The organism is Massilia sp. LMS1-1-1.1 (assembly GCF_040815535.1).
In the GTDB taxonomy this organism is placed as follows: Bacteria; Pseudomonadota; Gammaproteobacteria; order Burkholderiales; family Burkholderiaceae_D; genus Janthinobacterium; species Janthinobacterium aestuarii.
Genome location: NZ_JBFPNG010000023.1, coordinates 385,218 through 408,641 on the forward strand (window position 1 = coordinate 385,218; position 23,424 = coordinate 408,641).

The window sequence follows — 23,424 nt, forward strand, 5'->3', positions numbered from 1 at the left end:
GACGGTTTATTTCACCAGGCGCTGCCACAGTGCGGTCGTGGGCGCCGCCTGGTTCATGCTATAGAAATGCAAGCCTGGCGCGCCGCCTTCCAGCAAACGCTCGCACAAGCCCGTCACCACGTCCAGGCCAAACGCCTTGATGGACGCGCTATCGTCGCCGAAGCTGGCCAGTTTCAGACGCACCCAGCGTGGAATTTCCGCGCCGCACATGTCCGAAAAGCGCATCAGCTGCGTGTAGTTCGTAATCGGCATGATGCCGGCCACGATGGGCACGTTGATGCCCATCTTCTGTGTCTGCTCGACAAACTGGAAATACGCGTCGGCATTGTAGAAGTACTGGGTGATGGCCGCATTCGCGCCAGCCTGCACCTTGCGCGCGAACGCGTTCAGGTCGTCCTGCGGCGAACGGGCTTGCGGATGCACTTCCGGATAGGCGGCCACTTCGATATGAAAATGGTCGCCCGTCTCGGCGCGGATGAATTCCACCAGCTCGTTGGCGTAGCGGAACTCGCCCGAAGCGCCGTAGCCGCTGGGCAAGTCGCCGCGCAAGGCGACGATACGCTTCACGCCGGCCGCCTTGAAGTCGGCCAGCACGGCGCGGATCGATTCGCGCGAACCGCCCACGCAAGACAGATGCGGTGCGGCCTGTTCGCCGGCCGCCAGGATCTCGCGCACGGTGTCCAGGGTACCTTGCTGCGTCGTACCGCCGGCGCCAAACGTCACCGAGAAATACTTTGGATGCAACTCAGACAACTTGACACGCGTGGCGCGCAGCTTTTCCGCCCCTTCCGGGGTTTTCGGCGGGAAAAACTCAATACTGAAATTATGCTTTTCCATCGTCATTACTCAAAAGTAAGGTCGACAGGGCCCAGGAAATGACGCTGTACAGCAATGCACCACCCACGGCCGACCAGAAACTGGCGACATGGAAACCATCGATCACCTGCGCCACCAGCCAGAACATGAAGCCGTTGATGATGAAAATGAACAGGCCCAGCGACAAGAACGTCACGGGCAAGGTCAGCAGGATCAGCAAAGGACGGATCAGCGCATTGACCAGCCCCAGCACGGCAGCGGCCAGCAGCGCGGTCCAGCCGCTGCTCATCGTCACCGAGTGCATCAGGTAGGGGACGGCAAACAGGGCTGCCGCATTGATAAACCAAATCAGTAGCAAGCGCATTTCTCTAGCCTGTCAAAAGTAGGGTCAGGCCGGCGGCACGCGCCGGCCCTCGGAGGGTGAGTTACAGCCCCGAACTACCGATTAGTAACGGTAGTGTTCAGGTTTATAAGGACCTTCCGTGCGCACGCCAATGTAGTCGGCTTGCTCTTGCGTCAGTTCCGTCAGCTGCGCATTCAACTTTTTGAGTTGCAGGCGGGCGACTTTTTCGTCCAGGTGTTTTGGCAGGGTGTACACGCCGACCGGATAGTTGGCCGTGTTCGCGTACAGTTCGATCTGGGCGATCGTCTGGTTGGCGAACGACGAGCTCATCACGTACGACGGGTGGCCCGTGCCGCAACCGAGGTTGACCAGGCGGCCTTCGGCCAGCAGGATGATGCGGCGGCCCGACGGGAAGATGATGTGGTCGACTTGCGGCTTGATGTTTTCCCACTCGTATTGTTTCAACGAAGCGACGTCGATTTCATTGTCGAAGTGACCAATGTTGCAGACGATGGCCTGGTCTTTCATGCGCGTCAGGTGATCGTGCGTGAGGATGTGATAGTTGCCCGTGCAAGTGACAAAGATGTCGCCGTGTTCGCAGGCGTAATCCATGGTCACGACGCGGTAGCCTTCCATCGCCGCCTGCAGTGCGCAGATCGGATCGACTTCCGTCACCCATACTTGCGCCGACAGGGCGCGCATGGCTTGGGCCGAACCCTTGCCGACATCACCGTAACCGGCGATGACGGCCACTTTACCGGCGATCATCACGTCGGTGGCGCGCTTGATGCCGTCGACCAGGGACTCGCGGCAGCCATACAGGTTGTCGAATTTCGATTTCGTGACGGAATCGTTCACGTTAATCGCAGGGAAAGCCAGCTTGCCTTCCTTGTGCATCTGATACAGACGGTGCACGCCGGTCGTCGTTTCTTCCGTCACGCCGAGGATTTCAGGCAGACGCTTCGAGTACCAGGTCGGGTCGGCCAGCAAGTGCTTCTTGATCGAGTTGAACAGGCAGATTTCTTCGTCCGAACCGGGATTGGCCAGTACCGACAGGTCGGTTTCCGCGCGCACGCCCAAGTGCAGCAGCAGGGTGGCATCGCCGCCATCGTCGAGGATCATGTTCGAGTAGACAGCCTTGCCGTCCACGTTCGGCCATTCGAAGATGCGGTGCGTGTATTCCCAGTAGTCGTCGAGCGACTCGCCCTTGACGGCGAACACAGGCGTGCCGGCGGCAGCGATGGCGGCAGCGGCGTGATCTTGTGTCGAGTAAATGTTGCACGATGCCCAACGCACTTGCGCGCCCAGTGCTTCCAGGGTCTGGATCAGCACGGCGGTCTGGATGGTCATGTGGATGGAACCGGTGATGCGCGCGCCTTTCAGAGGCTGCGCTGCCGCGAATTCTTCGCGGATGGCCATCAGGCCAGGCATTTCCGTTTCAGCAATCTTGATTTCTTTGTCGCCCCATGCGGCCAAGGTGATATCGGCGATGGTGTAGTCGTGTTGCGATTTGAGTACGGCGTTCATCACGCCCTCCTTTCAGTTGAAAAAGGTACGTGAGCGCAGTTGCAGGATATTCCGAGCCTGGCGAATTTCTTCGTCGCAACGCTCCTCGGACGGGGGATTTTAACATTGTCAAGGCTGCCGCGCCAGCTTGTTCGCCATACATTGCCATGTAACAACACATAAAAAAAGCGCCCACGACCTAAAGGCCGGGGCGCTTTTCTTGTAAGTTCGACTAGATTACTTCAGGCCGGCGGCGTCGCGCAGCAGGGCGACCTTGTCCGTGCGCTCCCACGTGAATTCCGGCTCTTCGCGGCCGAAATGGCCGTAGGCGGCGCTCTTCTGGTAGATCGGGCGCAGCAGGTCGAGCATTTGCACGATGCCTTTTGGACGCAAATCGAAGTGCGCCAGCACCAGCTTGGCGATTTCCGCGTCAGGAATCACGCCCGTGCCTTCCGTGTAGACGGTGATGTTGATCGGCTTGGCCACGCCGATGGCGTAGCTGACCTGCACTTGGCATTGACGCGCCAGGCCGGCCGCGACGATGTTTTTCGCCACGTAGCGGGCCGCGTAGGCTGCCGAACGGTCGACTTTCGATGGGTCCTTGCCCGAGAACGCGCCGCCGCCGTGCGGGGCTGCGCCGCCGTAGGTGTCGACGATGATCTTGCGGCCGGTCAAGCCGCAATCGCCTTGCGGACCGCCGATGACGAAACGGCCCGTCGGGTTGACGAGGAATTTCGTGTCCGTCAGCCATTCGCGCGGCAGGATCGGTTTGATGATCTCTTCGATGACGGCTTCTTCGATCTGCTTGTGCGAGATTTCCGGCGCATGCTGGGTCGACAGCACGACCGTGTGCACGCCGACGGGGCGGCCATCGACGTAGCGCAGGGTCACTTGCGATTTTGCATCCGGACGCAGCCATGGCAAACGGCCATCCTTGCGCAGTTGCGACTGGCGCTCGACCAGGCGGTGCGCGTAGTGGATGGCGGCCGGCATCAGCTCGGCCGTTTCATCGCAGGCGTAGCCGAACATCAAGCCCTGATCGCCAGCGCCTTGATCCAGGTCAATGCCTGCACCTTCATCGACGCCTTGCGCGATGTCCGGCGACTGCTTGTCATAGGCGACCAGCACGGCGCAACCCTTGTAGTCGATGCCGTATTCCGTGTTGTCGTAGCCGATGCGTTTGATGGTTTCGCGCGCAACTTGAATATAATCCACATTGGCGTGAGTGGTAATCTCGCCAGCCAGCACCACCAGACCCGTGTTGCACAGGGTTTCGGCAGCCACGCGGGCGGCTGGATCCTGGGTCAGGATGGCGTCAAGGATGGCGTCGGAAATTTGATCGGCAACCTTGTCGGGATGGCCTTCCGAAACGGATTCGGAAGTGAAGAGATAATCGTTTGACATTGCAAGCTCCTGTTTACTATGTGAATGTTCTGTCGCAGTAAAGAGGATTTTGCCTGCGACGCTTTAGCGATATTTATATTCCGCTTCGCAAGTTGTCTATTAACTCAGCGGTTACTGCATACGTGGTATTTTACGCTTCTTAAAAAATTTTGGCACGGCAACACGCCATTCCTGGAAACCGCTTATACATGTTAGTCCCAATTTTTCGCTTCCTGTCCATCTTTCCCCTGCCCGTCCTGCATGGCCTGGGCGCTGCGCTCGGCTGGGTGATTTACGCCATTTCCCCGTCGTACCGCCGCCGCATGCGCGAGAACATGCAAGGTGCGGGGTTTTCGCAACACTTGCACACGGCCGTGGCCGAAGCGGGCAAGAGCGTGCTGGAATTACCGTTCATCTGGTGCGCGCCGGCCGAGCGCGTGGCGCGCCATGCAACGGTGGAAAACTGGGAACTGGTGGAAAAAGCGCTGCAGCACGGCCGCGGCATCGTCTTCCTGACGCCGCACCTGGGCTGCTTTGAAATCGTCGCCCAGCAAATCGCGCTGCGCACGCCGCTCACCGTGATGTACCGCCCGCCCAAGCGCGCCGCCTTGAAACCGCTGATCGAAGGGGCCCGCGCGCGCGAAAACCTCATGCTGGCGCCGGCCAATATGTCGGGCGTGCGCATCTTTGCCAAATGCCTGAAAAAAGGCCAACCGATCGGCCTGCTGCCCGACCAGGTGCCGCAAGAGGGCGAAGGCGTGTGGGCCGATTTCTTCGGCCGTCCCGCCTACACCATGACCCTGCCCGCCAAGCTGGCGCAGATGGGCGGCGCCGAAGTCATCATTACCTACGCGGAACGCCTGCCGGGCGGGCGCGGCTATGTCGTGCATTTCGTGCCGTTCACCGAATCGCTCGACAGCACCTCGGCCGAACAGGCACGCACCATCAATGCGGCCATGGAACAATTGATCGCGCGCAGCCCGGCGCAATACCTGTGGAGCTACAACCGCTATAAAGTGCCGCGCGGCGCACCTCCGCCCACGCCGGCCACGTCCGATGCCGCCGGGGAGCAGGCATGAGACTGCTGATCGCCTTCATGTGGCTGCTGCACTGGCTGCCCTTGCCTATCCTCGGCCGCTTCGGCGTGGCCGTCGGCAGCGTGCTGTTCATCGCCATGCCCACGCGGCGCAAGATCGCCCTGACGAATCTGCGCCTGTGCATGCCGGAATTGACGGAACAACAGCGCGTGGCGCTGGCGCGCCAGCATTTCCAGGCCTATTCACGCAGCGTGTGGGAACGCAGCATCCTGTGGTGGTCGTCGGAAGCGCGCCTGAACCGCCTGATCAAGAAGGTGCCCGCCTTTCCGGGCCAGCAGATCGCGGCCAAGCCCACCATCCTGCTGTGTCCGCATTTCGTCTGCCTCGACGTGGCTGGCGCCGCCACGGCCATGGAAATTTCCGCTTCATCGATGTATGTGCAGCAAAAGAACGCCGCCTTCGACCAGGCTTTGCGCAACGGCCGTTCCCGCTTCAAGCCGCCCAAGCTGTTTACGCGCCAGGACGGCATCAAGACGATTTTGCGTGCGCTGCGCGACGGCTTGCCGTATTTCATGCTGCCGGACATGGATTTTGGCGAAAAGGATGCGGAATTCGTACCGTTCTTCGGCGTGCCCGCCGCCACCCTGACGGCCACGGCGCGCCTGGCGCTGGCCGCCAAGGCGCAGGTGATTCCCGTCATCGCCACCTTCCTGCCCAACTACCAGGGCTGGCAAGTGACCTACTATCCGGCGTGGGACGATTATCCGGGCGACGACATCACGGCCGCCACGCGCCGCATGAACGAGTTCATCGAGGAGCGCGTGCGCGAAGCGCCGGCCGAGTATTTCTGGACCCATAAACGCTTCAAGACGCGTCCGGAAGGCGAAGCGTCGTTTTATAACCAGCACAAGTGATACGGCAAACCATGAAACTCCACTTTACGAAAATGCATGGCGCCGGCAATGACTTCATCGTCATCGACGCCATCAACCAGGATATCAACTTCACGCCGGCCCAGTGGCAACGCCTGGCCGACCGCCGTTTCGGCATCGGCGCCGACCAGATCCTCGTGGTGGAAAAGCCGCGCCTGCCCGGCTGCGACTTCCGCTACCGCATCTATAACAACGATGGCGGCGAAGTCGAGCAATGCGGCAACGGCGCGCGCGCCTTCGTCAAGTTCGTCAGCGAAAAAGGTTTGTCGAACAAGGCCAGCATCCGCGTGGAAACCATGGCCGGCGTCATTGCGCCGCGCCTGGAACTCGACGGCAGCATCACGGTCGACATGGGCGCGCCCGTGCTCGAACCCGCGCTGGTGCCGTTCGATGCGGCTGGCCTCGCCGGTGTGGAGCAAGGCACCGATCTGCTGTGGCCGCTGGACCTGGCCTTGCCGGGCCAAACCTCGCCCGTGCTGGTGTCCGTCGTGTCGATGGGCAACCCGCACGCCGTGCAAGTGGTCGGCGATGTCGATGCACAAGACCTGGAACGATCGGGCCCGCTGATCGAGCACCATCCGCGTTTCCCACGCCGGGTCAACGCCGGCTACATGCAGATCGTCGACCGCCAGCACGTGAAATTGCGCGTGTTTGAGCGGGGCGCCGGTGAAACACTGGCGTGCGGCACGGGCGCCTGCGCCGCCGCCGTGGCCGGCATCCGTCGCGGCTTGCTCGATTCCCCCGTGCGCATCAGCGCGCGCGGCGGCGAACTGTCGATCGCCTGGCAAGGCCCCGGCCATCCCGTCCTGATGACGGGTCCGGCCGTGACCGTGTTCGAAGGCACGATCGAGCTGTAATCAACGCTGTATCATGCCGCCAGGAACTGCTGTTCCTGCGCGACATCAAATTCGGCCAGGTAACATTTCAGGCGGTACAGGCGCTGCCGGTAATTGCCTTCCGGTCCCGCCACGCCGCAATCGACGCGTTCAAACAGGCGCACCACCTGATCGAGCAACTGGCGCTCCTGCGCCGTGCGGATCAGCACGAGGCGCCGCTTGCCGCGCCCATGCGCGGCGCTGATATCGATCAACAGGCAATGCCCCTGGTCGGCCGCATGGATATCGAGCAGCAGCGCCTCGGCACGCGACAGATGAAAGCAGCGCGCCAGTTCCAGGCGCGCCGCCAGCAAGGGGTGGCTCTGGCCCAACTGGCGCAGTTGTCCATGCGCATGCATGGCGGTGCACTGGCCCCAGTCTCCGGGTTCGCCTTGCGGCGCGATTTTCGCCAGCGCCACTTCCGCTTCACTGCTGCCTTGCGCCTGCGCCTGCAGCAGCCAGTACGCGGCACGCACATCGTTGTTGACGCCGTCGCGGCGATTGCGCCACGCATGCATGCCGCACTCGAGCTGGGCCGGGCCATGCCCCAGGTCGGCAGCCCGCTCCAGGCAGAAATGGGCTTCGACCACATTGCGCTGGGAAAATTCCGGCTTCGTATAGATACGCGACAGCACGAACCAGGCTTCGGCCAGTCCCTGCTCGCCCGCCTGCGTCAGCCAGCGCACGGCACGCTTGAAATTGGCTGCGCCATTGCGCGTGGCCAGGCGCTGGCCATGCGCATCCATGCGCGCATAGCCGAGCCCCAGCTCCAGCTGCGCCGTGCGGTCGCCGCCATGCGCGGCCAGCTCGCAGCACTGCCACCCTTCGGCATCGCCGCCAGGCGCCAATGCCTGGGCGCAGCGCGACAGCAACAGCACCTGTTGCGCGTCGAGGGCGATCGTGCGCGTACCGGCCGCCGCCTGGCGCTGCAGCAAATCGCGCGCCAGCGGCAAGCCTTGCGACAGGAAACCCGCATGGTTGCCCTGGCTCCACGCCTGCTCCAGCCAGGCGTACAGCGGCGCGTCGCCATCGAAGACTTGTTCGCCAGCCACGCTGCTGTCCTGCCCGGGTGTTGCCGATGATCTCTCTTGCAGGGATAGCAACCATTGCGCATCGGGCAAGCCGGCGCGTACGGCCGCGTCCAGCGCCACGCACGCCTTGGCGCGCAAGGCTTCACTGCTGCTGGCGGCGTTGCCCAGCACCAGTTGCGCCAGCACCAAGCCCGCCTGCACCAGACCCGCATCGAACGCTTGCGCGTAATACGGGATCAGCGCCTTGGCTGCCGGTTGCGCCACTTCGAACGGCACGTGCGTGCCAATCAGCAAGCACGCTTCCTGGCTATCCTCCTGGGCCGCCCGCGCCAGCCAGTGCAAGGCCGTCGGCAGGCTTTGCGGCACACCTTGTCCAAACAGATACAACCGCCCCAACGCCAGCTGGCAAGCCACATCGCCCGCACGCGCCCCCTTGATCAATCCTAATGTTTCGCGATTTGCCATCGATTCTCGATATTGAGTCAATGATTCTAATAATAGTGAGTCGTCTCCAGGCCCATCAGTGCAGGCCGTCCCTTAGTGTAACGTCCTTGTGTCATAAATCCGCCAAAGCGGCCGCAAGAACTTGATTCAACGCAACAATCTCGCGGCCAAGACATGCCAATATCACAAGGCGCCGATACCGTGGCGATGGGAGAACGCGTGCCATCGGTGCAGGATCGGCAGAAACCGCGCGTTACAAAAATACAACAGGGGCATGCAGTTATGCCGCTTTTCACCAATCTTTTCACGCATATTTGACCAATCCCGCACGTCTAGCGCGCCGACGAATTAAGGTTCATTCATCGAAACGCGGCAGTTGGCGCATTTCAATCTGCTCGGATCTCGGACGGAACTCACTTTTAATAGGGAATAAGACATGAAAAAATCACTCGTTGCCCTCGCACTCTTCGGCGCCTTTGCCGCAACCGCACAAGCGCAGTCGTCCGTCCAAATCTACGGCACGATCGATGCTGGCCTGGGCAAGTCGACCGGTGATACCACCAAGGTCACCAAGCGCGACAACAACAAGCTGGGCTTCAAGGGCACGGAAGATCTGGGCAATGGCTTGAAAGCTATTTTCCAACTGGAAATTCGCTATGAATCCGACACGGGTACGCTGGAAAGCAACGCCCGTCCGCTGTTCCAGGGTCAAAGCCGCGTCGGCCTGCAAGGCAACTTCGGTACCGTGCGCCTGGGCCGTGGCCTGACCGCCTTCCAGGAATCGAGCACCGCGTTCGAACCATGGTCGGGCATGCCTACGCCAGCCGGTTTCCAGACCGACCTCACCGTAGCCGCCTACACCAGCGATCCGCTGAGCCCGGCCGGCAACTCGCGTAACCGCTTCTCGAACGCCGTGTTCTACAACTCGCCAGTGTTCAGCGGCTTCCAGGTCAATGCCACCGTCGCCGCCAAGGAAGCCAATGGCAACGCTGCCGTCGCTGCCACGGCTGCCAACCGCGCCGTGCCGGCCAATGCCACGCCCGATTCGAATCCATATTCGGTCTCGGCCACGTACACGAACGCGCAATTTGCCGCCATGGCCGCTTACGAGCGCAATGCGCTGGAAGCGAAACTGTGGTCGGTTGCCGCATCGTTCAATCCGATCACGGAATTGAAACTGATGGCGTCGTACCAGCATCAGGATGACAGCAACTTCAAGCTCGTCAACACGGACACCAAAGCATGGCTGCTCGGCGCCAACTACGACGTCGGCCCAGGCAAGGTTCGCGCTGGCTACGGTCAAAAAACGCCAGACGGCGTGACCAAAACCAAGCAGGCATCGCTGGGCTACGATTACAACCTGTCGAAGCGCACCTACCTGTACGCGGACATCTCGAACCGCAAGGCAGCAACGTCGGTCACCTACATCGGTCTGGGCGTACACCACAACTTCTAATGGCCCGCCTGCCACCCTCCGCGGGTGACAGCTGACCAGGAAGACAAGGCGGCATGGGCAACCATGCCGCTTTTTTCATGGGCGTGCGGAAAATGCATCGGCGCCACGCCCTTTGCGCCTATGCCGCCGCACTCTCGGTTAGAATGAAGCGTTCAACTTTCACTGACAGATATTCTCAATGACCGCCACACTCGATTCCAGCACCGTCGCCCAGTACCTGAGCGAGCACCCGAATTTCTTCGAAGAGCATACCGCGCTGCTCGGTGAGGTCAAGCTGAGCAGCCCGCTGACGGGACGCACCATCTCGCTGCAGGAGCGGCAGATGGAAGTGATGCGTGACAAGTACAAGGCGCTCGAGCTGCGCATGTCCAAGCTGAGCCGTGTAGCCGAGGAAAATGGCGACATCGCCAGCAAGTTCCACGGCTGGAACCAGGCCATGCTGCAAGTGCGCAATGATGCCGACATGCCGCGCGTGCTGGTCGATGCCCTGCAAACCAATTTCGACGTGCCCTACGTCAGCCTGCGCCTGTGGCAAGTGCTGCCGGAACACGCCGACGGCTGGTTCACGGAAGACGTGACGGCCGACGTGCGCATGTTCGCCAACAGCCTGCAAACACCGTACTGCGGCAGCAACCGCGATTTCGAAGCCGTGCACTGGTTGCAGGCAGATAAAATCGAATCGACCGTCATGATCGCCCTGCGCGCCCCGAACACCACGGGTACCTTCGGCTTGCTGGTGCTCGGCTCGCCCGACAGCGAACGCTTTACGTCGAGCATGGGCACGGATTTCCTCGTGCATATTGGCGCCACGGCCAGCGCCGCCTTGGCCGCGTTGCGCGCCGGCTCGCCTGCCTGAGTACGCCATGAATGCGGCGCGCGGCAAGGCCGAGTGGCTCGACGCCTACCTGGCGCAGCTGGCCACGCAGCGCAAGCTGTCGCCGCATACCCTGGACGCCTACGGGCGCGACTTGCGCGCCTTGCTGGAACTGAGCGGCGATACGCCGTGGACGGCGCTGGCGCACAACGAAGTACGCCGCTACACGGCCAAGCTGCACGCCGGCGGCCTCGACCCGCGCTCGATCGCCCGCAAGCTGTCGTCGTGGCGGGGCTTCTTCAACTGGCTCAGCGGCGAGACCACCCTCGACGCCAATCCCGTCGACGGCATCCGCGCCCCCAAGCGGGCCAAAACCTTACCGAAAGCCTTGTCGGTGGACGACGCCGTGCGCCTCGTGGCGCCCGCGCAACACCAGCAAGGCGGAGCCGAGCCGGAGCAGCTGTGCAACCGCGCCATGTTCGAACTGCTGTATTCGAGCGGCTTGCGCGTGTCCGAATTGACCAGCCTGGACACCCATTACTGCAAGGCCGAGAACGGCCAACCCGCCTCGCTGGGCTGGCTCGACATGGCCAGCTTCGAAGTCATCGTCACGGGCAAGGGCAACAAGATGCGCAAGGTGCCCGTCGGCAAGGCTGCCCTCGTGGCCCTGACTGCCTGGCTGGGCGTGCGTCCGCCGGCGGCCGATGGCAGCGCCGCCCTGTTTTTAAGCACGCGCGCCACGCGCATCTCGCCGCGCGTGCTGCAGCTGCGCCTGAAGGCGCACGCGCTGGCCACCGAAATTCCCGCCAACGTGCATCCGCACGTGCTGCGCCACTCGTTCGCTTCGCACGTGCTGCAATCGTCGGGCGACTTGCGCGCCGTGCAGGAAATGCTGGGCCATTCCAGCATCACCTCGACCCAAGTCTACACGGCCCTCGATTTCCAGCACCTGGCGCACGTGTACGACCAGGCGCACCCGCGCGCCAAGGTCAAGTAGGCAGCCGCGCCCGTTGGCCAGCCTGATCCATATCAAGCGGATCGGCGCGCATTTGCAAGCTTTTGCAAAATTCCGGCATAATCGTCCGCATTCTTCCGCTTGCGCGGCGGCACCACCGATTACAGCATAGGCATCTTCATGGCACTGATTCCAACCACCATCCTCACCGGCTTCCTGGGCGCAGGCAAAACCACCTTGCTCAACCGCATACTGCAGGAAGACCATGGCATGCGCATCGCCGTGATCGAAAACGAATTTGGCCAGGAAAACATCGACAATGAAATCCTGGTGCAGGACAGCAACGAACACATCATCGAGATGAACAACGGATGCATCTGCTGCACCGTGCGCGGCGACCTGATCGTGGGCTTGACGGAACTGGCACGCAAGCGCGACGCCGGCCTGCTGGCATTCGACCGCGTCGTCATCGAAACGACGGGCCTGGCCAATCCCGGCCCCGTGGCGCAAACCTTCTTTGTCGATGAGGAAGTGGGCAGCCACTACATGCTCGATGCCATCATCACGGTGGTCGATGCCCGCCATGCGATGAAGCAACTCGATGAATACGAGGAAGCCCAGCGGCAAGTAGGCTTTGCCGACAAGTTGCTGCTGTCGAAAACCGATCTCGTCAGTGAAGAGGACGTGGCCGCCCTGACGCGCCGCCTGAAGCGCATCAATCCCCGCGCACCGATCGCCAAGGTCGATTTCGGCCGTGCGCCGCTGGCCGAAGTGCTCGACATCCGCGGCTTCAACCTCAATGAAAAGCTGGAACTGGACCCGGATTTCCTCGCCACGGAAACGGCGCACGTGCACGATCACGACCATGCGCACGAGCACGATCACGGCCATGAGCACAAGCACGCACATGAGCACACCGAAGCCTGCGCCACCGATTGTGGCCATGCCGACCACCACCATGCGCAGCACAGCGACGATATTGCCGCCTTTGTTTTCAAGAGCACGCAACCGTTTGACAGCGCCAAGCTCGACGAGTTCCTCGGCGGCCTGGTGCAAGTGTATGGCCCGCGCATGCTGCGCTACAAGGGCGTGCTGCTGATGCAGGGCGCCGAGCGCAAGGTGGTCTTTCAGGGCGTGCACCAGCTGATGGGCAGCGACCTGGGCGCCAAATGGGGCGACAACGAAGTGCGTGGCAGCAAAATGGTGTTTATTGGCAAAAATCTACCAAAAGACATTTTTATTCGCGGACTCGAACAATGTTTGGTATAAACTAGCCGGGTTTTGCAAAGTATCCGTTGCAAAGCAGAAACAAAAGGGAAAGTTAAGCACGCTTTCCCGCTGTCCGACACCCATCTTGCTGGTATAAACCAACAAGTAGCCGTCTCTGATCGGCTAGTCAACAAATCGGGATGGCAATATAAAGCAAAGCGTGCCAAAATCAGCGACGAAAACGGCCCATGTCGTTAGCCTGTCATGAAATGCTGGCAAACTGCCGCTGGCCGCATGCCAGGCATGCAACCGATCCACCCAACACGCCTGTTGACGCGCGCATAGCGCGACTGGCATAGAGCGGTAAAAAGTTATCAACATGGCACCTTAGCCGGCCGGTAATCCTGGCTCACGCCGGCAAGCCAAGGTCGCACGCAGTACAGCGGGACAGCAATGCCAAGCGGAACCTGTACAGTTGCTCGGTATCGCCGCATCAACTGATCAATTTGAAAACTCTGTCGTATCGAAGGTAAGCGAAGTTATGACCAAAACTAATAAATCGACCCCGGCCGCCAACCAAGACATCCCTCTCATCAGCGAAGATCAAATTCGCGCCATGAGCGAAGATGACTACATGAATCCGGCACAACTGGCATTCTTCAAGGCGCGCCTGCAGCAGCTCGAAAAAGATCTGCTGAAAAACGCCGGCGAAACCACGGAACACTTGCGTGAAACCGTGCTCGTACCGGACCCTGCCGACCGCGCCACCATCGAGGAAGAGCATGCGCTGGAACTGCGCACGCGCGACCGCGAGCGCAAATTGCTGAAGAAAGTACAACAATCGATCGCCAGCATCGACGCCGGCGACTATGGCTGGTGCGAAGAAACGGGCGAGCCTATCGGCATCCCGCGCCTGATCGCCCGTCCGACCGCCACCCTGTCGCTGGAAGCCCAGCAACGGCGCGAACTGAAGCAAAAACTCTACGGCGACTGATCGCCCCTCCCCTTGCGCGGCCGCCCCGGCGGCCCCGCGATGGCGATAAAAAAAGCACACAACCTCGGTTGCGTGCTTTTTTTTCGTCCCGCGCCGACTACACTGAAGCAGGCACGGCAGCGGCAAGTGCCGCTTGCAATTGCCTTTTCCATCCCCACTTTTGAACCATGGGCGCGCAATCGCATGGTCTTGCACGCATACGCACGAATCTTTTGAGGTCACTATGGAACAATTTCACGGCACCACCATCCTCTGCGTCCGGCGCGGCAAGCAAGTCGCCTTGGGCGGCGACGGCCAGGTAACGCTCGGCAACATCGTCATGAAGGGCACGGCCCGCAAAGTGCGTAAGTTGTATCAGGGCAAAGTCCTGGTCGGCTTTGCCGGCGGCACCGCCGACGCTTTTACCTTGCTCGACCGCTTTGAAGGCAAGCTGGAAAAACACCAGGGCAATCTGCTGCGCGCCTCCGTCGAACTGGCCAAGGACTGGCGCACCGACCGCGTGCTGCGCCGCCTGGAAGCGATGCTGCTGGTAGCCGACAGCGAGTCGACCCTCGTCATCACGGGCAATGGCGACGTGCTGGAACCGGAAGACGGCATCGGCGCCATCGGCTCGGGCGGCACCTACGCCCAGTCGGCCGCCAAGGCGCTGCAGGAAAACACAGACTTGTCGCCGGCCGACGTGGTCAGGAAATCGCTGACCATCGCCGCCGAGCTGTGCATTTACACGAACATGTCCCACATCATCGAAACCCTCGACTAAGAGTCCCCGAGAAAACGCCCATGGCTGCGTTGCATGGCCTGGGCGTACAAAAACGTACTGCCTGCGGCCACGCGCCTTGCCCTGAACGTTTTTCGGGAACTCTACGCAAAGAATGGAAAGCCAATTATGATCATGAACATGACCCCGTCGGAAATCGTTACCGAACTCGACAAGCACGTGGTGGGCCAGGCCAAGGCCAAGCGCGCCGTCGCCATCGCCTTGCGCAACCGCTGGCGCCGGCAACAGGTGGCCGAGCCCCTGCGCCATGAAATCACGCCCAAGAACATCCTCATGATCGGCCCCACGGGCGTCGGCAAGACGGAAATCGCGCGCCGCCTGGCCAAGCTGGCCGAGGCGCCGTTCATCAAGATCGAAGCGACCAAATTTACGGAAGTCGGTTATGTGGGGCGCGACGTCGACACCATCATCCGCGACCTGATCGACATCGGCATCAAGCAGACGCGCGCGCTGGAAATGAAGAAAGTGCGCGCACGCGCCGAAGATGCGGCCGAAGACCGCGTGATCGACATCCTCGTGCCGCCGGCGCGCGACTTCGGCTTCACGCCGAATACGGCCGCGGCCGTGGATGCGGGCGGCAGCGGCGACAGCACGCGCCAGACCTTCCGCAAGCGCTTGCGCCAGGGCGAACTCGATGACAAGGAAATCGAGATCGAGCTGGCCGAGGCGGGCCCGCAGATGGAAATCATGGCGCCGCCAGGCATGGAAGAAATGACGGAACAGATCAAGTCCATGTTCTCGGGCGTGGGGGCGCAGCGCAAGAAGGCACGCAAGGTCAAGATCAAGGAAGCATTGAAACTGCTGGTCGAGGAAGAAGCGGCCAAGCTGCTCAACGAAGATGAGCTGAAACAGAAGGCCATCCAGAACGTCGAGCAGAACGGCATCGTCTTCCTGGACGAGATCGACAAGATCGCCTCGCGTTCGGAATCGGGCGGCGCCGACGTCTCGCGCGCGGGCGTGCAGCGCGACCTGCTGCCGCTGGTCGAGGGCACGACCGTCAACACCAAGTACGGCATGATACGCACGGACCACATCCTGTTCATCGCCTCGGGCGCGTTCCACCTGTCGAAGCCGTCGGACCTGATCCCGGAACTGCAAGGACGCTTCCCCATCCGCGTGGAGCTGGAATCGCTGTCGATCTCGGACTTCGAGCGCATCTTGACGAGCACCGACGCCTGCCTGACGATGCAGTATGAAGCCTTGCTGGCGACGGAAAACCTGAAACTGCAGTTCGCGCCGGAAGGCATCACGCGCCTGGCGGAAATCGCCTATTCGGTTAACGAGCGCACGGAAAACATCGGCGCGCGCCGCCTGCACACGGTGATGGAAAAGCTGCTGGAAGAAGTGTCGTTTACGGCCAGCGAAGGCAGCAGCAGTTCGGAAAACCTGCTGGTGATCGATGCCGCGTACGTCAACGAACGCCTGGAAGCGCTGTCGGTCAACGAGGACCTGTCGCGCTACGTGCTGTAAGAAAGAAGGGGGAAACCGATGGCAAACAAGGCATTGGCGACGCGGCAGAAAATGCAGTTCCGCGTCGAACCCTCGCAAAAACCGCGCAACCCGGTCGCCACTGCAGCCCTGCAGCGCACCGCCGGAGCGCACGTGAAAACCGTCTCAGGCCAGCGCCAGCAGGAAAAGCGCCTGCTGGCGAAACTGCTGTTGAAAGTCGAAACGGACAAATAGGCCGCCCGCGGACACCCCGTTCTGGGGGCGTCCGCCATCAGGCCACTCTCTGCAGCGGCAGCATCCCCTTAGAAGCGGTAGGACGCGCCCAGCGAAAACATGTCGACCTTGGTCGTTTGCTTGCTGTTGTACTTGACGGGCACGCGGTCCCAGTCGAGGTGCAGCGACCAGTTCTTGTTCAGCGCATACGCCGCGCCGATGCCGTAGGTCAGGCCGATCTTGCTCTTCTTGTCCGAACCGCCGCCCAGATAATCGACCTTGCCCTGCGTGTAGGCCGCACCGGCGCGGCCGCTCAGTGTAAACGCGTCAAACTGGTAACCGAGCACGCCCTGCATGCCGAGGCCCGTGAACTTGCCGCGGCCAGCGCGCTTGCCGGCGTCCGTGTCGAAGCCGGACTTGACCTCGCCCCCCATGTACCCCACCAGTTCAATCGAAGGCACGGCCACGCCGCCCTGAAACGGCAGCGCGTCGAAACTGTAACCCACGTAGGCCTTGCCATTGCGCTTGCTGCTTTTGTCGCAATCGCTTTGTCCGGCGATGCAATCGAGGCCGCTACTGGCGCGAAAGCCATAGCTGGCGCCCGCATAGATGGGGCCCGGTGCAGCTTCGGCTGCGTTGGCGTGCAAGGGAGCGATGGTGGCCAGCGCCAGCAGCGCTGCGGGGAAACGGAAAGATGGGAACATGGATAACCTCTACAAGTGGATGGATTGCCTGGTTGTAGCGCGCTGCGCGAGCCACAAGCGGGAGTGTCATCGCTTTTGCCAAAAAGTACTATCACCTTGTGCAAAGTGCCATTAACGGCTACATTCGGTACCGTTACCCGCTACCAAACTTGTAAAAAAGGATATCCCGTGAGTTCACCTGAACTGGTTTTGCGCGTGCTGCGCACCCAACTGCGCGCCGCCGGCATCACGTACAAGGTATTGGCCGAACGCATCGGCATGAGCGAGTCGAGCGTCAAGCGCATGTTTGGCCAGCACGACATGTCGCTGTCGCGCCTGGCCCTGATCTGCAAGGCCTCGGGCATTGCCATGGAAGACGTGCTGCGCGGCGCGGCCGACATCACGCCGCATGCCGACACGCTCACCCTGGTACAGGAAAAGTCGCTGGTGGCGCATCCGCGCCTGCTGCTGGTGGCGATCTGCTGCCTCGGCCACTGGAGCCTGGAGCAGGTGGTGGAAACGTATGCGCTGACGCAGGCCGAATGCATCGGCTGCCTGGCCGAGCTGGACCGACTGGGCTTGATCGAACTCAAGCCGCTGAACCGCTACAGCCTGCGCGTCTCGAACGCCTTCCACTGGCTGGCCGACGGCCCGGTGCAGCAGTATTTCCGCGAACACGTGGTAGCCGATTATTTCAGCGGACATTTCGACGGTGCCGGCGAAACCCTGATGTGCATCCCGGCGCGCCTGTCGCTGTCGAGCGCGCAGGAGCTGGTGCAGAAGATCCGCCAGCTGGCCGAGGAACTGGCGCGCCTGCACCAGAACGACCGGCGCCTGGCACCCGCCGAGCGCGATGGCTTTACCCTGCTGCTGGGCTTTCGCTCATGGGAATTTGCCGCCTTCACGGCCCTGCGCCGCAGTACGGCATCCACCGCCCCGGCGGCGCCCTACCAGACCGGTCCCAGGAACAGATAAAACGTGCTCTCGCCGCCCTTCGATGCACCCGAGGCCACGTACACGGGACCGAAGCGCGTATCGACGGAGATGAAGGCGCTGCCGGCTTGCGTGAACTTGGTGGATTTCCAGCGCTCGCTCTGATCGAAGCCGCCGCCCATCTCCAGCGAAAAGCCGGCCCGCACGGCGCCGCCCAGGGTGCTGGGCAGGGAACCGATGCGGCGCGCCATCACGAAGCGCGCCAGGGCCACGCTGCGCCCCGTCACCGATTCGAACTGCGTGCCTGACAGACGCAGGAAGCCGCCCAGGCTGAGCGGCGCCTCGCCGCGCTGCGCGCGCGCCCATTCGCCATACACATGGCCGGCCCAGTTGCCGCGGCTAAAAGCCTGCATGCCGGTGATGGAAGAGCGGCCCAGGGCCGCTTCGCCCGAACCCGTGCTCGAATCGCGCGTCCAGGTAGCATCCACCAGCATGCCGCGCGTGGGGAAACCCGGTGAATCGAGCGTATCGACGCGGAGCTGCACAAACTGCGTGGTGCCCAATGCGCGCGATTCCGGCAGCGTAGGGTCGGCCGGAATCGCCAGCCTGCCCTTGACCTCCGTGCGCGTGACGCCAAACCGCAGGTCGCCCCAGGTACCGAACTGGCGTCCCAGTACCAGCGCCGCCGTCTGGCCGTTATACGTCACACGGGAGCTGCGCCGGCCCTTGTCGAACAAATCCATCGCCGATGAGCTGTACTGCAGTTCCGGCGCGATATACCACGGGTTGCCGGCCCCAAGCGGCTGCCAGAACTGCACGCCATAACCGCGCTCATTGCCGATCTGCGCCATGCTGCGCAATTCGCCGCCCCAGCTGTTCAGGTTCGAGCGCACGTGCAGCAGCTTCAGGGCAAAGGTATTGCTGTCCCTGAAATCGCTGGCCATTTCCAGGCCCACGCGCAGCCGGTTGCTGGCCCATGGCGCTTCGACCGCCTTGATGTTGACCGTGCGCTGGTCGCCCGCGTCGACCACTTCCGTCTCCACGCGCGCCACGTCGCCACGGCCATACAGCCTGGCGGCCGCCTTGAGCACATCTTCCTGACTGACCGGCTGCCCTTCCACCAGGCCCGATTGGGCCTGCAGGATGCGCGGATTGATATCGCCTTCGCTCTCCACGGCCAGGCGCGTGAGCGGCAGGGCCACGTCCAGCAGGGCCGGCGCCGCCAGGCGCAGCTGCTCGCGCGCCGCATACTGTTCCGGCGGCAGGGCCAGCGGCGCCAGGCGGGCGGCCAATGCCTGCGCCGCCTGTTCGCCGGCGCGCATGGCGCGCGCATAGTTTTCAAAGTCGAGGAAACTCACGCCCGTCAGGTCGGGCGCCACGAGGATATCCTGCGATTGCAGTTCCTTGAGCGAGCGCTGCACGTTCTGCTCCGTGAGGATCTGCAGCATCTGCTGCGCCACGCCGATGGCGCTGCCCAGCTCTTTTTCCGGCGCCAGCGGCGTACCCACGTTGACGGCGATGATGACGTCGGCGCCCATGGCGCGCGCCATGTCGACGGGCAGATTGCGCACCAGGCCTCCATCGACCACCAGCCGGTTGTTCACGCGCACGGGGGCGAAAACGCCCGGCACGGCCAGCGAGGCGCGCATCGACAGGAACAGCGGCGTGTCGACCAGTTCCACCAGTTCGCCATTGACCAGGTCCGACGCCACCGAGCGGAAGGGCAAGGGCAGCTGGCTGGCCGGGCGGTCGCGCATACCGGCCGGCAGCAGTCGGTTCAGGGCCATTTCCAGCGCCGCATTGCTGGCTGCCGCCGGCGGCGTGGAAATGCCGTTGCGGCTGGTGCCAAACTCGATGCGCGACGGCAGCAGCAAATCTTCCTCGCGGCGGCGGAACGCCAGTTCGTCGCGCGGCGGCCGGTCGGCCACCACGCGCGCCCAGTTGGTCTCGCGCGCCATCTTTTCCAGGTCCGCCACGGAAGCGCCGGCCGCATACGCGCCGCCGACCACGCCGCCCATGCTGGTGCCGACCACCATGTCGATCGGCACATGCAGCTCCTGCAGCACTTTCAATACGCCGATATGCGCGAGGCCGCGCGCGCCGCCGCCCGACAATACGAGGGCGATGCGCGGGCGGGCCGGCGCGGAGGCAGGAATGGCCACGGTGGAAACGGGGGAAGGCGTGACGGCGGGAGCGTCGGCTGCGGCGCCGGCTTGCGGCAAGGCGCACAGCGCCGCCACGCAGCCCGCCAGGACGGCACGGATCGAGAACATGAAGACTCCAGTCGCGATGGCGGCACGGCGCCATCGGCAAAATACGATAAGAACGGCGTTAATTCGACGGCGGCGTGCTGGTGGTGGTCACCTGCGGTGCAGCCGGCATGACGGTGGCGGGACGCTGCTGCTCCATCGGCAGCGGCGGCGGCACCAGATTCGATGCCGGCGCCGGGGCCGGGGCCGGCGTTGGGGTGGCGGACACAGGCCCCGGCAAGGCCAGCGCCTTGTCGTCGGCCACCAGGTCGATGCGCTTGCTCACGCCGCCATCGCGCAGCAGCACGTGGCGCGCATGCACTTCCAGCACCGTCACGCCGGGCACCACCTCGGCGCCTTCCGGCAAGGCCACGGATGGCTTGCCATCGGTCGAGATGATGGCCACGCTGCCGCGGCCATTGCCGGCGGCGACCACGCCCTTGAGCTGGTAGTTGCTGGCCGTGGCCACGCTGACCTGGCCGCCGAACAGCGAGGCGCCCGCCTCCACGCTGGCATCCTGCACCACCGGCACGGCCGGCGGATTGATGGGGCGCTGCGGCGCCTTGAACAGCTGCATGGCCCAATAGGCCAGCGATACGGACAGCGCCACGACGGCGAGCAAACTTGTAAATTGAGGCAAACGCTTCATGGCTTCCTTGGGTTTCTTATCTGACGAGCTGATTGATTTCGATAATCGGCATCAGCACGGCCAGCACGATCAGCAGCACCACCACGCCCATGGCCAGGATCAGGGCCGGCTCCAGCAGGCCGGCGATGGTGAGCGTGCGGCGTTCCAGGTCCTGCTCCTGCGCGCTGGCGGCGCGTTCCAGCATGGCCGGCAGCTCGCCCGTGATTTCACCCGCGCGTATCATGTGGATCAGCATCGGTGGAAAATGCTTTTGCGCCGACAGCGCGCGCGCCAGGCTGACGCCCTCGCGCACGGCGCCGCTGGCGTCAGTCACCAGTTCCTGCATCGCCACGTTGGTGAGCGTATCGCGGCTGGTGTCGAGCGCGCGCAAAATCGGCACGCCGGACCCCGTGGTGATGGCCAGGGTGCTGGCAAAGCGCGCCGTGTTCAGGCTGCGCTCGAACTTGCCGTACAGGGGCGCCGTCAGCAGCCAGGTATGCCAGCGCCGTTTCAGCGCCGGCTGCTGCAGTGCGCGGCGCCAGGCGAACCAGGCACCGATCAGGACAATGGCCACGACGATGCCATAGTTGCGCACGAAGTCCGACAGCGCCAGCATGATCACGGTGAGCATGGGCAGCTTCTGCTTGGTATTGGCGAACACGGAAACGATCTGCGGCACCACGTAGGTAAGCAGGAAGATCACGATGGAAAACGCCACCACCGTGACGATGGCCGGATACGTAAACGCCAGCTTGACCTTCTGCACCAGCGCATTGCGCCGCTCGATGTAGTCAGCCAGGCGCGAGAGCACGCGCGACAAATGGCCGATCTGCTCGCCCGACGCCACCAGCGCCCGATAGATCTCGGCGAAATCGCGCGGATGGCGCGCCAGCACGTCGGAAAACGCGGCGCCGCCGATCACTTCCGAACGGATCGAGGCGATCAGATCGCGCAGATACGGCCGCTCGGCCTGTTCCAGCAGTGCGGAAAACGCCTGCTCCAGCGGCAGGCCCGCTTCGAGCAAACTGGCCAGCTGGCGCGTAAACAGGGCCAGCTCGGTGCTGGACAGGCGCTCGCCGAAGCCGCGCCGCTTGGTCACGCCGGCGGCGTCGACCTGCGCGGCGATCGGCTCGACGGCCAGCGGCACCAGGCCTTGCACGCGCAGCTCGGCGCGTGCGGAACGGGGACTGTCGGCATTGAGCACGCCCTTACGGGTGGCGCCCTGCGCGTCGACGGCTTCATAGCGGAATGCGGGCATGGTGGCGGGCCTAGTCTTTGGTCACGCGCAGCAATTCAGCCTGCGTGGTGGTGCCGTCGCGCAGCCAGCGTTCGCCGTCGTCGCGCATGCTCAGCATGCCGTCCTGCAGGGCCACCGTGCGCACTTCCGCTTCCGACGCGCGGTTGTGGATCTGCGCGCGGATCTGCTCCGTCGTGCGCAGCAGTTCGTACACGCCCACGCGGCCTTGGTAGCCCGTCTGGCCGCAATGCTCGCAGCCGACCGCCTGCCAGTACTGGCCGTCGAAGGTCTTGCACGAACCGCACAATTTGCGCACGAGGCGCTGCGCCAGCACGCCCAGCAGCGACGACGACAGCAGGAACGGTTCGATGCCCATGTCGAGCAAGCGCGTGACGGCCGCCGAAGCGTCGTTCGTGTGCAGGGTCGCCAGCACCAAGTGGCCCGTCAAGGATGCCTGCACGGCGATCTGCGCCGTTTCCAGGTCGCGGATCTCGCCGATCATGATCACGTCCGGGTCTTGCCGCAGAATCGCCCGCAGCGCCTTGGCAAACGTCATGTCGATGCGCGGGTTGACCTGCGTCTGGCCGACACCGGCCAGGTCGTACTCGATCGGGTCTTCCACCGTCAGGATATTCGTGGTGGTGGCGTTGAGCATCGACAGCGCTGCATATAACGTCGTCGTTTTGCCCGAACCGGTGGGGCCCGTGACGAGCACGATGCCGTGCGGCTGGGTGATCAGGCCATCGAACTGCGCCAGCATGGGCGCGCTCATGCCCAGGTGCTGCAGGTCGAGGCGGCCCGCTTCCTTGTCCAGCAAACGCAATACGGCCCGTTCGCCATGCCCCGTAGGCAGGGTCGAGACGCGCACGTCGACGGGTTTGCCGCCCACGCGCAAGGTGATGCGGCCGTCCTGCGGCAAGCGTTTTTCAGCGATGTCGAGCTGCGCCATGATCTTGATACGCGAAATCAGCGAGCCGTGGATGGCTTTACGGGGGCGCACGACGTCGCGCAGGCTGCCGTCGATGCGGAAACGCACGACGGACGTCTGCTCGAACGGCTCGATATGGATGTCGGACGCACCTTCACGCAGCGCCTGCGTGAGCAGCGCGTTGATCATGCGGATGACGGGCGCGTCGTCGGACGATTCAAGCAAGTCCTCGATGGCCGGCACGTCCTGCAGCAGCTTGGTCAGATCGAGGTCGGCGTCGAATTCATCGGCCATCTGCGACGCATCGCCGCCGCCGCCCGCGTAGGCGCCGGCAATGGCCGCATCGAGTTCGCCGCGCGGCAAGACCGTCAATTGAATCTGGCCGAAACGGCGCGACACTTCGGCAATGGCCGCCGGCGCCGTCGATGCGGCTACCAGCACTTCGACGGGGGCGCCGTCGACGGCGCCCGGCCGGGCCAGCAAGCCGAAATCGCGCGCGTAGGCGTAGGGAAGCAGATTGCTCATGACTGC

22 protein-coding genes and 1 riboswitch are annotated in these 23,424 nt (G+C 63.0%); of the genes, 12 read left to right on the forward strand and 10 right to left on the reverse strand.

Going from position 1 to position 23,424, the window contains the following annotated elements:
* Window positions 1-6 precede the first annotated feature (6 nt).
* The 4 genes from metF to metK all read right to left on the reverse strand — a co-directional run bounded on the left by metF (window position 7) and on the right by metK (window position 4,069).
* Window positions 7-837: a methylenetetrahydrofolate reductase [NAD(P)H] gene (metF, locus tag MRBLMS1_RS16735; protein WP_034753084.1), complete on the reverse strand. Its 831-nt coding sequence runs from the start codon at window positions 835-837 to the stop codon at window positions 7-9.
* Window positions 824-1,180, reverse strand: coding sequence for a phage holin family protein (locus MRBLMS1_RS16740; RefSeq protein WP_034753082.1), 357 nt, complete (start codon window positions 1,178-1,180; stop codon window positions 824-826). The genes metF and MRBLMS1_RS16740 overlap by 14 nt, the downstream gene beginning before the upstream one ends.
* A gap of 81 nt (window positions 1,181-1,261) precedes the next feature.
* Complete coding sequence (gene ahcY, locus MRBLMS1_RS16745) at window positions 1,262-2,686, reverse strand: adenosylhomocysteinase (protein WP_092713571.1); 1,425 nt, start codon at window positions 2,684-2,686, stop codon at window positions 1,262-1,264.
* A gap of 24 nt (window positions 2,687-2,710) precedes the next feature.
* A riboswitch (S-adenosyl-L-homocysteine riboswitch) is annotated at window positions 2,711-2,779 on the reverse strand.
* Between the two features lie 123 nt (window positions 2,780-2,902).
* Entirely contained in the window at window positions 2,903-4,069 is a 1,167-nt protein-coding gene (gene metK / locus MRBLMS1_RS16750; protein WP_035823888.1) for a methionine adenosyltransferase, read from the reverse strand.
* A 188-nt stretch (window positions 4,070-4,257) separates the two neighbouring features.
* Between metK and MRBLMS1_RS16755 the strand changes: the two genes are divergently transcribed.
* Genes MRBLMS1_RS16755 through dapF form a run of 3 tightly spaced genes read left to right on the forward strand, consistent with a single transcriptional unit; the run spans window position 4,258 to window position 6,874 of the window.
* A complete protein-coding gene (locus MRBLMS1_RS16755; RefSeq protein ID WP_128141017.1) occupies window positions 4,258-5,127 on the forward strand; it encodes a lysophospholipid acyltransferase family protein in 870 nt (289 codons plus the stop codon).
* Complete coding sequence (locus tag MRBLMS1_RS16760) at window positions 5,124-5,999, forward strand: LpxL/LpxP family acyltransferase (RefSeq protein WP_034753075.1); 876 nt, start codon at window positions 5,124-5,126, stop codon at window positions 5,997-5,999. Before MRBLMS1_RS16755 ends, MRBLMS1_RS16760 begins: the two co-directional genes overlap by 4 nt.
* Window positions 6,000-6,010: 11 nt before the next feature.
* On the forward strand, window positions 6,011-6,874 hold the full coding sequence (gene dapF / locus MRBLMS1_RS16765) for a diaminopimelate epimerase (RefSeq protein WP_485880515.1): 864 nt from the start codon (window positions 6,011-6,013) through the stop codon (window positions 6,872-6,874).
* Window positions 6,875-6,885: 11 nt separating this feature from the next.
* Here dapF and MRBLMS1_RS16770 read toward each other — a convergent pair whose 3' ends face one another.
* Complete coding sequence (locus MRBLMS1_RS16770) at window positions 6,886-8,388, reverse strand: tetratricopeptide repeat protein (RefSeq protein ID WP_485880517.1); 1,503 nt, start codon at window positions 8,386-8,388, stop codon at window positions 6,886-6,888.
* Window positions 8,389-8,803: 415 nt separating this feature from the next.
* Between MRBLMS1_RS16770 and MRBLMS1_RS16775 the strand changes: the two genes are divergently transcribed.
* The 8 genes from MRBLMS1_RS16775 to MRBLMS1_RS16810 all read left to right on the forward strand — a co-directional run bounded on the left by MRBLMS1_RS16775 (window position 8,804) and on the right by MRBLMS1_RS16810 (window position 16,256).
* Window positions 8,804-9,823, forward strand: a complete 1,020-nt coding sequence (locus MRBLMS1_RS16775; RefSeq protein ID WP_139091415.1) for a porin — start codon at window positions 8,804-8,806, stop codon at window positions 9,821-9,823.
* A gap of 178 nt (window positions 9,824-10,001) precedes the next feature.
* A complete protein-coding gene (locus MRBLMS1_RS16780) occupies window positions 10,002-10,679 on the forward strand; it encodes a DUF484 family protein (protein WP_139091414.1) in 678 nt (225 codons plus the stop codon).
* Between the two features lie 7 nt (window positions 10,680-10,686).
* A complete protein-coding gene (locus MRBLMS1_RS16785) occupies window positions 10,687-11,634 on the forward strand; it encodes a tyrosine recombinase XerC (RefSeq protein ID WP_485880520.1) in 948 nt (315 codons plus the stop codon).
* A 138-nt stretch (window positions 11,635-11,772) separates the two neighbouring features.
* Window positions 11,773-12,861, forward strand: coding sequence for a CobW family GTP-binding protein (locus MRBLMS1_RS16790; RefSeq protein ID WP_485880522.1), 1,089 nt, complete (start codon window positions 11,773-11,775; stop codon window positions 12,859-12,861).
* A gap of 481 nt (window positions 12,862-13,342) precedes the next feature.
* On the forward strand, window positions 13,343-13,795 hold the full coding sequence (gene dksA / locus MRBLMS1_RS16795) for an RNA polymerase-binding protein DksA (RefSeq protein ID WP_034753066.1): 453 nt from the start codon (window positions 13,343-13,345) through the stop codon (window positions 13,793-13,795).
* Between the two features lie 223 nt (window positions 13,796-14,018).
* Window positions 14,019-14,555, forward strand: coding sequence for an ATP-dependent protease subunit HslV (hslV, locus tag MRBLMS1_RS16800; RefSeq protein ID WP_034783551.1), 537 nt, complete (start codon window positions 14,019-14,021; stop codon window positions 14,553-14,555).
* A gap of 132 nt (window positions 14,556-14,687) precedes the next feature.
* Window positions 14,688-16,043, forward strand: a complete 1,356-nt coding sequence (hslU, locus tag MRBLMS1_RS16805; RefSeq protein WP_070304591.1) for an ATP-dependent protease ATPase subunit HslU — start codon at window positions 14,688-14,690, stop codon at window positions 16,041-16,043.
* Window positions 16,044-16,061: 18 nt separating this feature from the next.
* Window positions 16,062-16,256, forward strand: coding sequence for a hypothetical protein (locus tag MRBLMS1_RS16810; RefSeq protein ID WP_070220858.1), 195 nt, complete (start codon window positions 16,062-16,064; stop codon window positions 16,254-16,256).
* Between the two features lie 68 nt (window positions 16,257-16,324).
* Here MRBLMS1_RS16810 and MRBLMS1_RS16815 read toward each other — a convergent pair whose 3' ends face one another.
* Window positions 16,325-16,939: an outer membrane protein gene (locus tag MRBLMS1_RS16815; protein WP_485880526.1), complete on the reverse strand. Its 615-nt coding sequence runs from the start codon at window positions 16,937-16,939 to the stop codon at window positions 16,325-16,327.
* Between the two features lie 168 nt (window positions 16,940-17,107).
* Here MRBLMS1_RS16815 and MRBLMS1_RS16820 point away from each other — a divergent pair, with 168 nt between their 5' ends.
* Window positions 17,108-17,893: a helix-turn-helix domain-containing protein gene (locus MRBLMS1_RS16820; RefSeq protein WP_223278964.1), complete on the forward strand. Its 786-nt coding sequence runs from the start codon at window positions 17,108-17,110 to the stop codon at window positions 17,891-17,893.
* On the opposite strand, the gene MRBLMS1_RS16825 is transcribed toward MRBLMS1_RS16820, so the two are convergent.
* Genes MRBLMS1_RS16825 through gspE form a run of 4 tightly spaced genes read right to left on the reverse strand, consistent with a single transcriptional unit; the run spans window position 17,866 to window position 23,418 of the window.
* Window positions 17,866-20,124: a patatin-like phospholipase family protein gene (locus MRBLMS1_RS16825; protein ID WP_485880529.1), complete on the reverse strand. Its 2,259-nt coding sequence runs from the start codon at window positions 20,122-20,124 to the stop codon at window positions 17,866-17,868. The genes MRBLMS1_RS16820 and MRBLMS1_RS16825 overlap by 28 nt on opposite strands.
* 58 nt (window positions 20,125-20,182) lie before the next feature.
* Window positions 20,183-20,749 carry a type II secretion system protein N gene (locus tag MRBLMS1_RS16830; protein WP_080698615.1) on the reverse strand — a complete coding sequence of 189 codons (567 nt, stop codon included), beginning with the start codon at window positions 20,747-20,749 and terminating at the stop codon, window positions 20,183-20,185.
* Between the two features lie 16 nt (window positions 20,750-20,765).
* Window positions 20,766-21,986 (reverse strand): type II secretion system inner membrane protein GspF, encoded by a 1,221-nt coding sequence (gene gspF, locus MRBLMS1_RS16835; RefSeq protein ID WP_485880531.1) that lies wholly within the window; start codon window positions 21,984-21,986, stop codon window positions 20,766-20,768.
* A 10-nt stretch (window positions 21,987-21,996) separates the two neighbouring features.
* Window positions 21,997-23,418, reverse strand: a complete 1,422-nt coding sequence (gspE, locus tag MRBLMS1_RS16840) for a type II secretion system ATPase GspE (RefSeq protein ID WP_034753054.1) — start codon at window positions 23,416-23,418, stop codon at window positions 21,997-21,999.
* Window positions 23,419-23,424: the final 6 nt, after the last annotated feature.